Source organism: Bradyrhizobium sp. cir1 (assembly GCF_014198245.1).
Lineage (GTDB): Bacteria > Pseudomonadota > Alphaproteobacteria > Rhizobiales > Xanthobacteraceae > Bradyrhizobium.
The window spans coordinates 91,110-104,117 of record NZ_JACIHE010000015.1; the positions used below are offsets into that span (position 1 = coordinate 91,110).

The following is a 13,008-nucleotide window of genomic DNA, read 5'->3' on the forward strand; positions in this document are numbered from 1 at the left end:
CCCCTACTGCTTCTTGATCAAACTCCACTTCGTGATCACGGCCTCGCTCATCTGGCCGGGATCGCTGGCGCAGGCGACCTCGTCGACCTTGACCGAGATCTCCTTGCCGACGAAGGATTTCAGCTGCGTGGCCTGCGCGTCGCTGGAGGTGACCAGTTGGAACGTCTCGGGGCCGGTCTCAAGATTGCATAGCCCGCTCGGCGGCGGCAGACGGCGCGGCTCCGAAGTGATCTGATAGGTCGCGATCCGCTTCCCGGCGTTCTTGACGTCGCGCACCTTCATTGCGTTCAGTTCACCCGAGAGCACCTCGCCGGTGTTGATCGGCTTGCCGGGCTTGGACGGCGGCGGCGCCGCATCGTCCTGCTGCGCGGAGATGGCCGGCGTCACCAGCAGCATCATCGTCGCGGCCAAAGCCAAGCGTGTGGCGAAAAGTTTCGTCATGTCGTCCGTTCCGTAAGTTCTGGATAGCTAGAACAGGGTCCGCTGCCGCATGGCGGCCGATAGCGTACCTTCGTCGAGATAATCAAGCTCGCCGCCGACCGGCACACCATGGGCTAACCGGGTTACTTTTACGTTGGCGTCCTGAAGCAGGTCGGTGATGTAGTGCGCCGTGGTCTGGCCATCGACGGTGGCATTCAGTGCCAGGATGATTTCGTGCACTTCCGGTGCGTGGGCACGCGCCACCAGCGCGTCGATGGTGAGGTCCTGCGGGCCGACGCCGTCGAGCGGGGACAATGTCGCACCGAGCACATGATAGCGCCCCTGGGTCGCATTGGCGCGCTCCAGCGCCCAGAGGTCAGCGACGTCGGCGACGACGACGATAATCGCGGGATCACGCTTGGGGTCGGTGCAGACGGTGCAGGGATTTTGCGTGTCGATGTTGCCGCAGGTCTTGCAGACCTGGACCTTGTCCAGCGCGACCTGCATGGCGGACGACAGCGGCATCATCAGCGCTTCGCGCTTCTTGATCAGATGCAGCGCTGCGCGCCGCGCGGAGCGCGGACCGAGGCCCGGCAGCCGCGCGAGAAGCTGGACCAGCCGCTCGATCTCGGGACCCGCAACCGCGCCCATGTTACTGGCCGAACAGCCCCGGCGGCAGACCGAGCCCGCCAGTGAGCGACTGCATCTTGTCCTGCACCGCCGTTTCCGCCTTGCGGCGGGCATCGCCAAGCGCCGTGACGAGCAGGTCTTCCAGCACCTCACGCTCCTCCGGCTTCATCAGCGAGGGGTCGATCTTGATGCCTTTGACGTCCATCTTGGCGGTCATGCGCACGGCGACGAGACCGCCTCCGGAGGTGCCTTCAACCTCCACATTGGCGAGCTGCTCCTGCATCTCCTGCATCTTGGATTGCAGTTGCGCCGCCTGCTTCATCATGCCGAGAAAATCAGCCATGGGTCGGGTGTCCTTGAAAAGAATCCTAAGGCGCAATGTATCATCATCGCGCCCTAGCATGGTTGTTTGCGCATGATCTTGTCGGAAAACCGCTTCGCACTTTTCCGGATCATGCTCAGAGATCGTCGCCGTCGGAACCGTCGGGCGGATCGTCACTGCCATAGTCCGCGTTAATATTGGATTCCGGCGCCTCGGGGGCAAGCCTGCGGACCTCGACGACCTTCGCCCCGGGGAAGCGCGACAGCACCTCCTGCACGCGCGGGTCGGCTTCGGCGGTACGCGCATGCTCCTGCTTGGCGGCCTGGTTCACCGAGCGCAGTGTCGGCTGGCCCTGCTCGTTCGAGACGATCACCGTCCAGCGCCGGCCGGTCCACAGCTCGAACTTCTTCGCAAGCTCCGAGATCATGGTCTTGGAGGCGTTGGGCTCGAGCGCGACCTCGAGCCGGCCCTCCTCGAAACGGACGAGGCGCATGTCGCCCTCGAGCGCGCCCTTGGTCATGAGGTCGCGCTTCTGGCCGGCGAGCGCCACGAGCTGGGCGAAGCTGGTGATGCGCAGCTGGGGCGCGGCGCCTTGCGGATCGGGCGCGGGCGCCGCCATCTGCGGACGGGCCGCGCCACCGAACGCTGATGGCGACGATGTCGGCATACGAACGGGCGTAGCAGACGCAACCGGCGCTGCAGAAGCAACCGGTGCGGCCGGCGCGCTGCCGCGCGCAGCACCGCCGCCGTTCACGACCGGCGAGCCGCCGCCGTTCTGCTCCAGCATCCTGATCGCTTCGTCCGGCGTCGGCAGGTCGGCGACATAGGCGATGCGCACCAGCACCATCTCGGCGGCCGCGGCCGGACGCGTCGCGGCCTGCACCTCGGTGATGCCCTTGAGCAGCATCTGCCACATCCGCGACAGCACGCGCATCGAGATCTTCGAGGCGAAATCCCTCGCGCGCACGCGCTCGGTCTCGCCATAGGCGACGTTGTCGGCGGTTGCCGGCACGATCTTCACGCGGGTGACGAAATTGACGAATTCGGCAAGGTCGGAGAGCACCACGATCGGGTCGGCGCCGACGTCGTATTGATCGCGGAACTCCTTGAAGGCGGCGGCGATGTCGCCGCGCACCAGCGAATCGAAGAGGTCGATGACGCGGGTGCGGTCGGCAAGGCCCAGCATCTGCCTGACGGCGTCGGCCTTCACCTGGCCCGCGGCATGCGCGATCGCCTGGTCGAGCAGCGACAGCGAATCACGCACCGAGCCTTCCGCGGCGCGCGCGATGATGCCGAGCGCTTCGGGCTCGATCTCGACGCTTTCCTTGGCGGCGATGTTGGCGAGGTGCTTCATCAGCACGTCGGCCTCGACGCGGCGGAGATCAAAACGCTGGCAGCGCGACAGCACCGTGACCGGAACCTTGCGGATCTCCGTCGTCGCAAACACGAACTTGGCGTGCTCCGGCGGTTCCTCAAGCGTCTTCAGGAAGGCGTTGAACGCCGCCGTCGACAGCATGTGGACTTCGTCGATGATGTAGACCTTGTAGCGGGCGCTGGCCGGCGCATAGCGCACACTGTCATTGATCTGGCGGACGTCGTCGACGCCGGTGTGCGAGGCCGCGTCCATCTCCAGCACGTCCATGTGCCGGCTTTCCATGATCGCCTGGCAATGCACGCCCAGCGTCGGCATGTGGATGGTCGGCCCCTGGATCGAGCCGTCCGGCATCTCGTAGTTGAGCGCGCGGGCCAGGATGCGCGCAGTGGTGGTCTTGCCGACGCCGCGGACGCCGGTGAGGATCCAGGCCTGCGGAATGCGCCCGGTCTCGAACGCATTGGAGACAGTGCGGACCACGGCCTCCTGGCCGATCAGGTCGTCAAAGCTGGAAGGACGGTACTTGCGCGCCAGGACCCGGTAAGGCGCATTGCCGGCCGGGCCGGCGCTATCAGGATTGGGAGGGGCGCCAGCGTCGGTCATCGGTCGATCCGCAATGAAATCTCTCTCGGCCGGCTTTTGCGGAAAGGAGCGCGCTGGCGGGGAGCCCGCCGGCGCAATTCGCTCGAAAAACAGGTAGGAGACTGACGAGCGACCCGATCCGGACCTCGTTAGGGCTGCTTCCTTCCGGACCTGACCCGGTTGGCGAGTGGCTCGTCCACCGCCAATCTCCCGGTCCCTATTTGGGGCCAAAGGGAGCGGAAAGCAAGCGGGTATCGGTTTGAACAGGTTGAGTTTGCCCAGCATCCGGGCAATTTTCGGCCTGCCCAGCCGATAGGCTGTGCTTTCACTGACGGGACCACCTTGCTAAGAACGCCGCCGGAACTCCACCCAACCAGAAAAGCGATTGATCCCAATGGTTACACGTCGTGATGTTGCATCGATTGTCGGACTTAGTGTCGGACTTGGCGCCGCGACGGCGGCCTCGCTGGCCGTGGCCCAGAGCGCCGATCCGAACGAATCGACCTTCGCCCGCATCCGCCGGACCAAGAAGATGCGGATCGGCGCGGTCGGCGGCGGCGCCCCCTATTACATGAAGGATCTCGCCACCGGCCAGTGGAAAGGCTTCTACATCGACATTGCCAAAGGCCTCGCCGACGACATGGAGGCCGAGCTCGAGATCACCGAGACCACCTGGGGCAATTCGGTGCTCGACCTGCAGTCCAACAAGATCGACATCTTCTTCGGCCTCAACCCGACTCCGAAGCGCGCGCTGGTGGTCGACTTCTCGGTGCCGGTGTTCAACAACGCCTTCGGCATCCTCTGCAAGAAGGACTTCAAGCCGAAGAGCTGGGCCGAATTGAACTCGCCCGACATCAAGATCGCGGTCGACCAGGGCTCCTCGCACGACCAGGTCGTCAGCCGCCTGACGCCGAAGGCACAGATCACACGGCTCAAGACCGCCGACGATGCCACCGCCGCGCTGCAGACCGGCCGCGTCGATGCGCAGTGCCTGATCACCATGCTGTCGCTCACCGTGCTGAAGAAGAACCCCTCGCTCGGCCAGTTCGTGCTGCCGACCCCGGTGTTCGCCACCACGTCCAACGCCGGCTTCCGCCGCGAGACCGACAAGACCTGGCGCGACTACGTCAACACCTGGATCGACTTCAACAAGGGCCTCGGCTTCATCCGCAACGCGATCATCACGAATATGGAGCTCGTGGGCGTGACCGAGGCGGACATTCCGCCGGGGGTTTCGCTGTAAGAGCAGCGCCGTCATTCCGGGGCTCGCGAAGCGAGAACTATGGTGCGCAATTGCGCACCTGAGAATCTCGAGATTCCGGGCTCGCCCTTCGGGCGCCCCGGAATGACAGTACCAGGCGCACGACGAGTTAACACACGCATGTATCAGTGGGACTTCGGCATCCTCTGGAGCTATCGCTGGCTCTTTCTCAACGGGCTCGGCGTCACCGTCGGCTTCACCGTGGTCATCGTCGTCTGCGGGTTGCTGTTCGGCCTGCTTGGCGCGTTCGGCAGCCTGTCGCGCATCAGGGCGCTGCGGCTGACTGCGCTGGCCTTCATCGAGGCGTTTCGCTGCACGCCGATCCTGGTGCAGCTGATCTGGTTCTACTACGCGCTGCCGATTCTCGCCGGTGTCGAGATGACGCCGATCACGGCCTCGGCGCTGGCGCTGTCGCTCTATGGCGGCTCGTTCTATTCGGAGATCATCCGCGGCGGCATCGTCTCGATCGACAGCGGCCAGTCGGAGGCCGGTGCCGCGCTCGGCATGACGCCGATCCAGGCCATGCGTCGCATCGTGCTGCCGCAGGCGATCAAGCGGATGATCCCGGCACTGATGAACCAGTCGATCATCCAGTTCAAGAACACGTCACTGGTCTCGGTGCTGGCGGTGCCCGATCTGGTCTACCAGAGCCAGGTCGCCGCCCATGACAGCTACCGGCCGCTGGAAACCTACACCGCGGTCGCGGTCGCCTATGCGGCGATCCTGATTCCGCTCACCATCATCGTCCGCCGCGGCGAGAAGCGACTGGCGGTGAGCGAATGAGCGAGGCATCCAAGACCACTTCGAAAATCGAAATCCGCAGCCTTCGCAAGAGCTTTGGCAGCAACGAGGTCCTGAAGAACATCAATCTCGACGTCGCCAAGGGCGGTGTCGTCGCGCTGATCGGGCCGTCGGGCTCGGGCAAGTCGACGCTGCTCCGTTGCATCAATTTGCTGGTCGTACCCGACGGCGGCAGCGTCCGCGTCGGCGACACCCGCTTTGCATTCGGTGAAGGTGCAAAGCTCCCCGATGTGAAGACTCTCGCAAAGTTCCGCGCCACCACCGGCATGGTGTTCCAGCACTTCAACCTGTTCCCGCACATGACGACCCTTCAGAACGTGATGGAGGGCCCGGTCACGGTGCGCCGCATGGCCAAGGCCGAGGCCGAGAAGCTCGCGCGGGCACAGCTGGCAAAAGTGGGCCTTGCCGAGAAAGCCGACCAATATCCGGCAACGCTCTCCGGCGGACAGAAGCAGCGCGTCGCGATCGCACGCGCGCTCGCGATGGAACCTGACGTCATGCTGTTCGACGAGGCCACCTCCGCGCTCGATCCCGAGCTCGTCGGCGAGGTGCTGAACGTGATGCAGCGCCTGGCGTCCGAAGGCATGACCATGGTGATCGTGACGCACGAGATCGCGTTTGCCCGCGAGGTTGCCGACCGCCTGATCTTCATGCGCGACGGTGTCGTGGTCGAGGAAGGCCCGGCGCGGCAGGTGATCGACAATCCGCAGGAGGCCACCACGCGGGCCTTCCTCAGCCATTTCCACCGCACCGGTGCACTCCCGCCGGCCAATACAGCATCGTGATGCCAAACATCGATCGCGCCTATCTCGTCACCGGTGCCGCCAGCGGCATCGGCCGCGCCACCGCAAAGCTGCTCGCGGCCCCCGGCACCGCATTGCTGCTGCACACACGTTCCAACGCAGAAGGCCTCGACGCCGCGGCCGCGGAGGCCGAAGCGAAAGGCGCCGTTGTTGCAAAATGCCTCGGCGATCTCGCGGAGGAGGCGGCCGTCACCGACACGATCGCCGCCGTGCAATCCGCCTTCGGCCGGCTCGATGGACTGGTTCTCGTCGGCGGCCATGCCCGCCGCGGCAGTGCGATCGGCACGCCGGCGGATGAGTTCCGCAAGGCCATGGACGAATCGGCGCTGGCGTTCACGCGTCTCGTCGACGCGGCACTGCCGCTGTTGCGTGCAGGGCGCGATGCGCGGATCGTCGCAGTGTCCTCCTTCGTCGCGCACGCGATTCGCCCGGAATTCGCGCCCTTCGCCGCGACGGCGGCAAGCCGCTCCGCGCTGGAAGCCCTGGTGCGACTGACCGCAATGGAGCTCGCGAAAGACGGCATCACCGTCAACGCGGTTGCGCCCGGCCTCATCGTCAAGGACAAGCCAAGCGAGAGCCGGCTGTCGCCCGAGCAGATCGCCGCGACCGAGGCGCTGATCCCGATGCACCGCCGCGGGCGGCCGGAGGAAGTCGCCGAAATCATCGCCTTCCTGGCGTCCCCGAAGGCGTCCTACGTCACCGGCCAGGTCTGGCACGTCAATGGAGGCCTGACATGACCGAAGCAACCGTCGAACGCATCAGGCTGTTCCTGATCGAGAGCCCGATCAAGATGGCGCGCCTGCAGGGCGTCGGCAACGTCAAGGGCACCGTGAAGCGTGTGCTGATCGAGCTCACCTCCAGTGACGGCATCATCGGCTGGGGCGAGGCGGCGCCGTGGGAGGTGTTTACCGGCACGCCGGAAGCAGCGTTCTCGGCACTCGACATCTATCTGCGGCCGATCGTGCTCGGCAAGCCGGTGCGCCGCATCCGCGCGCTGATGGCCGAGATCGACCGCGCGCTGGTCGGACATGCCGAGGCCAAGGTCGCCATCGAGATGGCGTTGCTCGACATCGTCGGCAAATCGTCGGGACTTTCGGTCGCCGACCTGCTCGGCGGCCGCGTGCGCGACACGATTCCGCTCTCGTTCTCGATCGCCGATCCGGATTTCGTCGCCGATCTCGAACGCATGCGGAAAATGGTTCCGGACGGCAACGTCATCTACAAGGTCAAGACCGGGGTAAAACCGCATCGCGAGGATCTCGATCATCTCGAGGCGATCCGGAAAGAATTCGGCGACAAGGTCGATCTGCGCGTCGACTACAACCAGGCGCTGGCGCCGTTCGGCGCCATCAAGATTTTGCGCGATGTCGAACAGTTCGCGCCGACCTTCATCGAGCAGCCGGTGCCGCGCAAATATCTCGACGTGATGGCGCAGCTCACCGCGGCGCTGGAAACGCCGGTGCTCGCCGACGAAAGCTGCTTCGACCGCCGCGACATGATGGAGGTGGTGCGCCGTGAGGCGGCGGACGCCGTCTCGATCAAGCTGATGAAGGCGGGCGGCCTGTTCGAGGCGCAAGCGATCATGGCGATCGCCGATATTGCCGGCCTGCCCGGCTATGGCGGCACGCTGTGGGAGGGTGGCATTGGCCTTGCCGCCGGCACGCAGCTGATCGCGGCAACACCGGGCATTTCGCTCGGCTGCGAATTCTACATGCCGCACCACGTGCTGACCGAGGACGTGCTGGAAGAGCGCGTCGCCAACCGCGCCGGCCATGTCGTGGTGCCCGACGGCCCCGGCCTCGGCATCCGTGTCAGCGAAGCCTCGATCCGCGCCAATGCGCGGGTGCTGGCGGAGGGGTAGGGAGACGCGCGCTCGCCTTCACCTCGCCCCGCCTGCGGGGAGAGGTCGGAATTCAAACGAAGTTTGAATTCCGGGTGAGGGGGTACAGATCTCTCCGATATCTCGCGTGCGGAGAGAGGCCCCTCACCCCAACCCTCTCCCCGTAAGAACGGGGAGAGGGAGAAGAAAGTGACGATCGAGTATGCAGAGGCCGCGGGGCCCAATCCTTCCCCTGGCTAAATCCCTATCGTATGGTCGCACCAAACAAGCCCGACCCCCATCGGGCCATCCGGAAACGCATATGCCCGAACCCGCCTGGTCGCTGCACTCCCGCCTGAAAGAGGACACCATCGACATCGGCGATCTGCCGCTGTCGAAAGTGCTGGTCATCAAGGACGCGCATTATCCCTGGCTGCTGCTGGTGCCGCGGCGGGTCGATGCGATCGAGATCATCGATCTCGACGAGGTGCAGCAGGCGCAGCTGATGACAGAGATCTCCCGCGTCTCGCGCGCGCTGAAGGAGATCACCAAATGCGACAAGCTCAACATCGCCGCGCTCGGCAATCTCGTGCCGCAGCTTCACGTCCACATCATAGCGCGGCGGACCAGTGACGCGGCGTGGCCGCGACCGGTCTGGGGCGTGATGCCACCCCTCGCGCATGACGCCGCGGAGGTGCAGAATTTCATCAGCGCGCTTCGCCGAAAAATCTGGTTGGGTTGAAAGAACAACAATGTCAGCATTCGACGCATTTCCGCTGGGACAGCCGGCCTTCGTCACCAACGTCCTCGATCGCGCCGCGCATTTGCGCCGCGACGACGAAAAGCTGTTCGCGCTGGAACAGAAGCCGTCCTCACGCGCTTACGTCGTCTACCGCGATTCGCTGCTGGTGAAGCGCGAGGGCGACAAGGTGCGCGCGCTGCTGGGAATCGACGAGGCGCTGAAATGCGGCGCCAATCCCGGAACGATCTTCCTGGGCCTGCGTGACGGCGCGGCCGTGTTCGGCATGGGCTTGTCGCAGGCCGCGGCCGAAAAGCTGATCGGCCGCGAGGACTACACCATCACCGAGCTGCGCGGCATGGCGATGCAGGGCGCGATTCCGCCCGACGAGCTCGCGGCGATCGCGATGGCGAAGTCGATGGTCGGCTGGCATCAGCGCCATGGCTATTGCGCCAATTGCGGCACCCGCAGCGCGATGAAGGAAGGCGGCTGGAAACGGGATTGCCCGAGCTGCAAGGCCGAGCATTTTCCGCGCACGGACCCTGTGGTGATCATGCACGTCGCCTCCGGAGAGAAGTGCCTGCTCGGCCGTCAGAAGCACTTCCCGCCCGGCATGTATTCCTGCCTCGCCGGCTTCGTCGAGGCGGCTGAGACGATCGAGGACGCGGTACGCCGCGAGATCCTCGAGGAATCGGGCATAAGCTGCACCGACGTGCAATATTACATGACGCAGCCCTGGCCTTATCCGTCGTCGCTGATGATCGGCTGCAGCGCGCGGGCCGTGAGCGAGGATATCGTTGTCGATCACGCCGAGCTGGAAGACGCGCGCTGGTTCACGCGCGAGGAGGCGGCAAAGATGCTGACGCGGACGCATCCCGACGGACTCGCCGGACCGCACCCGTTCGCGATCGCCCATCATCTGCTCGGGCGCTGGGTACACGACAAGAGCTGACCGCCGATGGCGCCATCTGGGATCGCGCCGCGCGTCCTCTGCATCGGCATTCCCGTGCGCGATCTCACCTTTCGGGTCGAGGCCGTGCCCGCGCGCGGCAGCAAGGCTAATGCCAGCCATCTCGCGGAGATCTGTGGCGGCAATGCGCTCAACGCCGCGATCGCGATGGCGCGACTTGGCGGCCGCGTCGCGTTCGCGGGTCCCATGGGCGATGCGCGGGAGACGTCGAGCGATTTCATTCTCGCGCAAATGGCGCAGGAGGGCATCGACACCACGCACATTGTGCGCATGCCGGGCCTGACCACGCCGGTCTCGGCGATCATGATCGAGCCCTCCGGCGAGCGGACGCTCACGATCTATCGCGATCCCGGCCTGTGGCACGTGAAACTGCCCGACGCTGACGACCTGCTCGCCGATTGCCAGGCGGTCCTGATCGAGAGTCGCTGCGGCGCCTTTTGTATCGATCTCTGCGTCGAGGCACGCCGGCGCGGCATTCCCGTCATCGTCGGCGTCGACCGCGCGATGTCGTTGCAGGACGAATTCCTCACCGCCGCCTCGCACCTGCTGTTCGCCAGCGAGCAGGTGCAGGAGACCGCCGGCATCGCCGACGATGGCGAGGCGTTGAAGCGTCTCTCCGCCCTGACGCCGGCCTTCCTCGCCGCCACCCGCGGCCCGCAAGGCACGATCTGGCTGGACGAGGCGGGCGCGCTTGAGGAGACGCCAGCCTTCCCGGTCGAGGCAGTCGATACGCTTGGCGCCGGCGACGTCTTCCATGGTGCATTCGCGCTTTGCCTCGCCGAGGGTAAGGGGGTGCGGGAGGCGCTGCGATTCGCCGCGGCCACCGCAGCGCTGAAATGCACCCGCCATGGCGGGGGCCTGGCCGCCCCGCAACGCATTGAAGTTGAAGAGTTTTTACGCAGCCAACCCTAGAGCGATTCCACCGGTGCGCCGAGATTATGGGCTTGCTGTGGAAAGATTTTCTCTATATCAGGGAAATCGACCCATGAAATGGAACAAAGTTCTTCAAATGACTGATGTCGCCGTCCAGATCCCCGAGACCAGCCGCCGCCTCGACGCCATCGACCGCAAGATCCTGATGGTACTCCAGGAAGATGCCTCCCTGTCCGTTGCCGAGATCGGTGACCGTGTCGGGCTGTCCTCGACCCCGTGCTGGAAGCGTATCCAGCGCCTGGAGGCCGATGGCGTGATCCTGAAGCGGGTCGCCCTCGTCGACCAGAACAAGATCGGGCTCGGCATCTCCGTGTTCGTGTCGGTCGAGAGCGCCGATCACTCCGACGCCTGGCTGAAGCGATTCGCCGAGGCCGTGAGCGCCATGCCGGAGGTGATGGAATTCTACCGCATGGCCGGCGATGTCGACTACATGCTGCGCGTCGTGGTCGCGGACATGCAGGCCTATGACATCTTCTACAAGAAGCTGATCAGCGCAGTGCCGCTGAAGAACGTCACCTCGCGCTTCGCGATGGAGAAGATCAAGTCGGTGACCGCGCTGCCGATCCCGGCGGTGGTGGCGGCTTAAGTCTCACCACACGAAAACTGTCATCGCCCGGCTTGACCGGGCGATCCAGTACGCCGTGACGCCAGTGATAGAATCGAGAGGCCGCGGCGTACTGGATCACCCGCTTTCGCGGGTGATGACAGCAGTGAATGCGGCAGGCGCGAGCGCGACGGCCTCATCTCAAATCTTCTGGTTGTATTCGCCGACCTCGGGATGCGTGCGCAGCACGCTGTTCACCATCTCGAACATGTCGTGCATGCGCTGCTCGGAGACCGGGCTCTCGACCACGACGACGAGCTCGGGCTTGTTCGAAGAGGCGCGCACCAGGCCCCAGCTGCCGTCCTCGACCGTGACGCGCACGCCGTTGACGGTGACGAGATCGCGGATCGACTGATCGCCGATCTTGGCGCCCTTGGTCTGCAAGCCCTCGAAATGCTTCACCACCTTGTCGATGACGCCGTATTTGACTTCGTCGGCGCAATGCGGCGACATGGTCGGCGACGACCAGGTCTTTGGCAGCGCGGTCTTCAAATCGGCCATCGACTTGCCGGGGGCGCGGTCGAGCATGTCGCAGATCGCAATCGCCGAGACGAGGCCGTCGTCATAGCCGCGGCCATAGGGCTTGTTGAAGAAGAAGTGCCCGGACTTCTCGAAGCCGGCGAGCGCGCCGGTCTCGTTGGTGCGGCGCTTCATGTAGGAATGGCCGGTCTTCCAATAGGCGGTCCTGGCGCCCTGCTTCTGCAGCACCGGATCGGTGATGAAGAGGCCGGTCGATTTCACGTCGACGATGAACTGCGCGTCCTTGTGGATCGCCGACATGTCGCGCGCCAGCATCACGCCGACCTTGTCGGCAAAGATCTCCTCGCCGGTGTTGTCGACGACGCCGCAGCGGTCGCCGTCGCCGTCGAAGCCGAGGCCGACATCGGCCTTGTGATGCAGCACAGCATCGCGGATCGCGTGCAGCATCTCCATGTCTTCCGGATTCGGATTGTATTTCGGGAAGGTGTGATCGAGCTCGGTGTCGAGCGGGATCACCTCGCAGCCGATCGCCTCCAGCACCTGCGGCGCGAACGCGCCGGCGGTGCCGTTGCCGCAGGCCGCGACGACCTTCAGCTTGCGCGTCAGCTTCGGACGATTGGTGAGATCGGCAATGTAGCGCGCGGGATAATTCTCGTGGAACTGGTAGGCCCCGCCCGCCTTGTTCTTGAACTCGGCATTGAGCACGATCTCCTTCAGCCGCGTCATCTCGTCGGGGCCGAAGGTCAGCGGGCGGTTGGCACCCATCTTGACGCCGGTCCAGCCATTGTCGTTGTGCGAGGCCGTGACCATGGCAACGCAGGGCACGTCGAGATCGAACTGCGCGAAATAGGCCATCGGCGTCACCGCAAGGCCGATGTCATGCACCTTGCAGCCCGCCGCCATCAGGCCGGAGATCAGCGCGTATTTGATCGAGGCCGAATAGCCGCGGAAGTCATGACCGGTGACGATCTCCTGCTTGACGCCGAGTTCGGCGATCAGCGCGCCCAGGCCCATGCCGAGCGCCTGCACGCCCATCAGATTGATTTCCTTCTGGAACAACCAGCGCGCGTCGTATTCGCGAAAACCGGTGGGCTTCACCATCGGCTCGGATTCGAAGGCGTAGGTGTTGGGCAGCAGGACGGGTTTCGGCTTGGGAAACATTGAGCAGGTCTCATGGAAAGGGCAGGATTTGACGCAGCCTTAGCGAATGCCGGGCCGCAGCGGAAGGCGGGAATGAAGGCTTATGGCCGATAATTGCGGCAGTTTGGTAAC

Annotated in this window: 14 protein-coding genes and 1 other RNA gene; 9 read left to right on the top strand and 6 right to left on the bottom strand. The window is 64.8% G+C overall.

Annotated elements, in window-relative coordinates:
- Positions 1-3: 3 nt before the first annotated feature.
- From GGD63_RS26595 to ffs, 5 genes are all read right to left on the bottom strand, one after another.
- Positions 4-441, bottom strand: coding sequence for a hypothetical protein (locus GGD63_RS26595; RefSeq protein ID WP_183246123.1), 438 nt, complete (start codon positions 439-441; stop codon positions 4-6).
- 27 nt (positions 442-468) lie between these two features.
- A complete protein-coding gene (recR, locus tag GGD63_RS26600) occupies positions 469-1,071 on the bottom strand; it encodes a recombination mediator RecR (RefSeq protein WP_183246124.1) in 603 nt (200 codons plus the stop codon).
- A 1-nt stretch (position 1,072) separates the two neighbouring features.
- Positions 1,073-1,393 carry a YbaB/EbfC family nucleoid-associated protein gene (locus tag GGD63_RS26605; RefSeq protein WP_183246126.1) on the bottom strand — a complete coding sequence of 107 codons (321 nt, stop codon included), beginning with the start codon at positions 1,391-1,393 and terminating at the stop codon, positions 1,073-1,075.
- Positions 1,394-1,508: 115 nt separating this feature from the next.
- The gene (locus tag GGD63_RS26610) at positions 1,509-3,347 is read right to left on the bottom strand and encodes a DNA polymerase III subunit gamma/tau (RefSeq protein WP_183246127.1); all 1,839 of its coding nucleotides are present in this window, start codon (positions 3,345-3,347) and stop codon (positions 1,509-1,511) included.
- Positions 3,348-3,440: 93 nt separating this feature from the next.
- Positions 3,441-3,537, bottom strand: an RNA gene (gene ffs / locus GGD63_RS26615) — signal recognition particle sRNA small type.
- Positions 3,538-3,720: 183 nt separating this feature from the next.
- On the opposite strand from ffs, the gene GGD63_RS26620 reads away from it, so the two are divergent.
- From GGD63_RS26620 to GGD63_RS26660, 9 genes are all read left to right on the top strand, one after another.
- Complete coding sequence (locus GGD63_RS26620; protein WP_183246129.1) at positions 3,721-4,569, top strand: transporter substrate-binding domain-containing protein; 849 nt, start codon at positions 3,721-3,723, stop codon at positions 4,567-4,569.
- Between the two features lie 138 nt (positions 4,570-4,707).
- Positions 4,708-5,370 (top strand): amino acid ABC transporter permease, encoded by a 663-nt coding sequence (locus GGD63_RS26625; protein ID WP_183246131.1) that lies wholly within the window; start codon positions 4,708-4,710, stop codon positions 5,368-5,370.
- On the top strand, positions 5,367-6,173 hold the full coding sequence (locus tag GGD63_RS26630) for an amino acid ABC transporter ATP-binding protein (RefSeq protein WP_183246133.1): 807 nt from the start codon (positions 5,367-5,369) through the stop codon (positions 6,171-6,173). Before GGD63_RS26625 ends, GGD63_RS26630 begins: the two co-directional genes overlap by 4 nt.
- Positions 6,173-6,928 (top strand): SDR family NAD(P)-dependent oxidoreductase, encoded by a 756-nt coding sequence (locus GGD63_RS26635; protein WP_183246135.1) that lies wholly within the window; start codon positions 6,173-6,175, stop codon positions 6,926-6,928. The genes GGD63_RS26630 and GGD63_RS26635 overlap by 1 nt, the downstream gene beginning before the upstream one ends.
- Entirely contained in the window at positions 6,925-8,052 is a 1,128-nt protein-coding gene (locus GGD63_RS26640) for a muconate cycloisomerase family protein (RefSeq protein WP_183246137.1), read from the top strand. The genes GGD63_RS26635 and GGD63_RS26640 overlap by 4 nt, the downstream gene beginning before the upstream one ends.
- A gap of 280 nt (positions 8,053-8,332) precedes the next feature.
- The gene (locus GGD63_RS26645; protein ID WP_183246139.1) at positions 8,333-8,752 is read left to right on the top strand and encodes an HIT domain-containing protein; all 420 of its coding nucleotides are present in this window, start codon (positions 8,333-8,335) and stop codon (positions 8,750-8,752) included.
- A 10-nt stretch (positions 8,753-8,762) separates the two neighbouring features.
- The gene (gene nudC, locus GGD63_RS26650; protein WP_183246141.1) at positions 8,763-9,701 is read left to right on the top strand and encodes an NAD(+) diphosphatase; all 939 of its coding nucleotides are present in this window, start codon (positions 8,763-8,765) and stop codon (positions 9,699-9,701) included.
- 6 nt (positions 9,702-9,707) lie between these two features.
- The gene (locus GGD63_RS26655; protein WP_183246143.1) at positions 9,708-10,631 is read left to right on the top strand and encodes a sugar kinase; all 924 of its coding nucleotides are present in this window, start codon (positions 9,708-9,710) and stop codon (positions 10,629-10,631) included.
- Between the two features lie 97 nt (positions 10,632-10,728).
- Complete coding sequence (locus tag GGD63_RS26660; RefSeq protein ID WP_183246319.1) at positions 10,729-11,238, top strand: Lrp/AsnC family transcriptional regulator; 510 nt, start codon at positions 10,729-10,731, stop codon at positions 11,236-11,238.
- Between the two features lie 159 nt (positions 11,239-11,397).
- Here GGD63_RS26660 and GGD63_RS26665 read toward each other — a convergent pair whose 3' ends face one another.
- Complete coding sequence (locus tag GGD63_RS26665) at positions 11,398-12,897, bottom strand: phosphomannomutase/phosphoglucomutase (protein ID WP_183246145.1); 1,500 nt, start codon at positions 12,895-12,897, stop codon at positions 11,398-11,400.
- Between the last annotated feature and the right edge of the window lie 111 nt (positions 12,898-13,008).

Bases quoted from the DNA above. Each gene is read 5' to 3' on its own strand.
- GGD63_RS26665 (WP_183246145.1), bottom strand. From the start codon at position 12,897: ATGTTTCCCAAGCCGAAACCCGTCCTGCTGCCCAACACCTACGCCTTC.
- GGD63_RS26630 (WP_183246133.1), top strand. From the start codon at position 5,367: ATGAGCGAGGCATCCAAGACCACTTCGAAAATCGAAATCCGCAGCCTT.
- GGD63_RS26645 (WP_183246139.1), top strand. From the start codon at position 8,333: ATGCCCGAACCCGCCTGGTCGCTGCACTCCCGCCTGAAAGAGGACACC.
- nudC (WP_183246141.1), top strand. From the start codon at position 8,763: ATGTCAGCATTCGACGCATTTCCGCTGGGACAGCCGGCCTTCGTCACC.
- GGD63_RS26660 (WP_183246319.1), top strand. From the start codon at position 10,729: ATGACTGATGTCGCCGTCCAGATCCCCGAGACCAGCCGCCGCCTCGAC.
- GGD63_RS26595 (WP_183246123.1), bottom strand. From the start codon at position 441: ATGACGAAACTTTTCGCCACACGCTTGGCTTTGGCCGCGACGATGATG.
- GGD63_RS26610 (WP_183246127.1), bottom strand. From the start codon at position 3,347: ATGACCGACGCTGGCGCCCCTCCCAATCCTGATAGCGCCGGCCCGGCC.
- GGD63_RS26640 (WP_183246137.1), top strand. From the start codon at position 6,925: ATGACCGAAGCAACCGTCGAACGCATCAGGCTGTTCCTGATCGAGAGC.
- GGD63_RS26625 (WP_183246131.1), top strand. From the start codon at position 4,708: ATGTATCAGTGGGACTTCGGCATCCTCTGGAGCTATCGCTGGCTCTTT.
- recR (WP_183246124.1), bottom strand. From the start codon at position 1,071: ATGGGCGCGGTTGCGGGTCCCGAGATCGAGCGGCTGGTCCAGCTTCTC.
- GGD63_RS26620 (WP_183246129.1), top strand. From the start codon at position 3,721: ATGGTTACACGTCGTGATGTTGCATCGATTGTCGGACTTAGTGTCGGA.
- GGD63_RS26605 (WP_183246126.1), bottom strand. From the start codon at position 1,393: ATGGCTGATTTTCTCGGCATGATGAAGCAGGCGGCGCAACTGCAATCC.
- GGD63_RS26635 (WP_183246135.1), top strand. From the start codon at position 6,173: ATGCCAAACATCGATCGCGCCTATCTCGTCACCGGTGCCGCCAGCGGC.
- GGD63_RS26655 (WP_183246143.1), top strand. From the start codon at position 9,708: ATGGCGCCATCTGGGATCGCGCCGCGCGTCCTCTGCATCGGCATTCCC.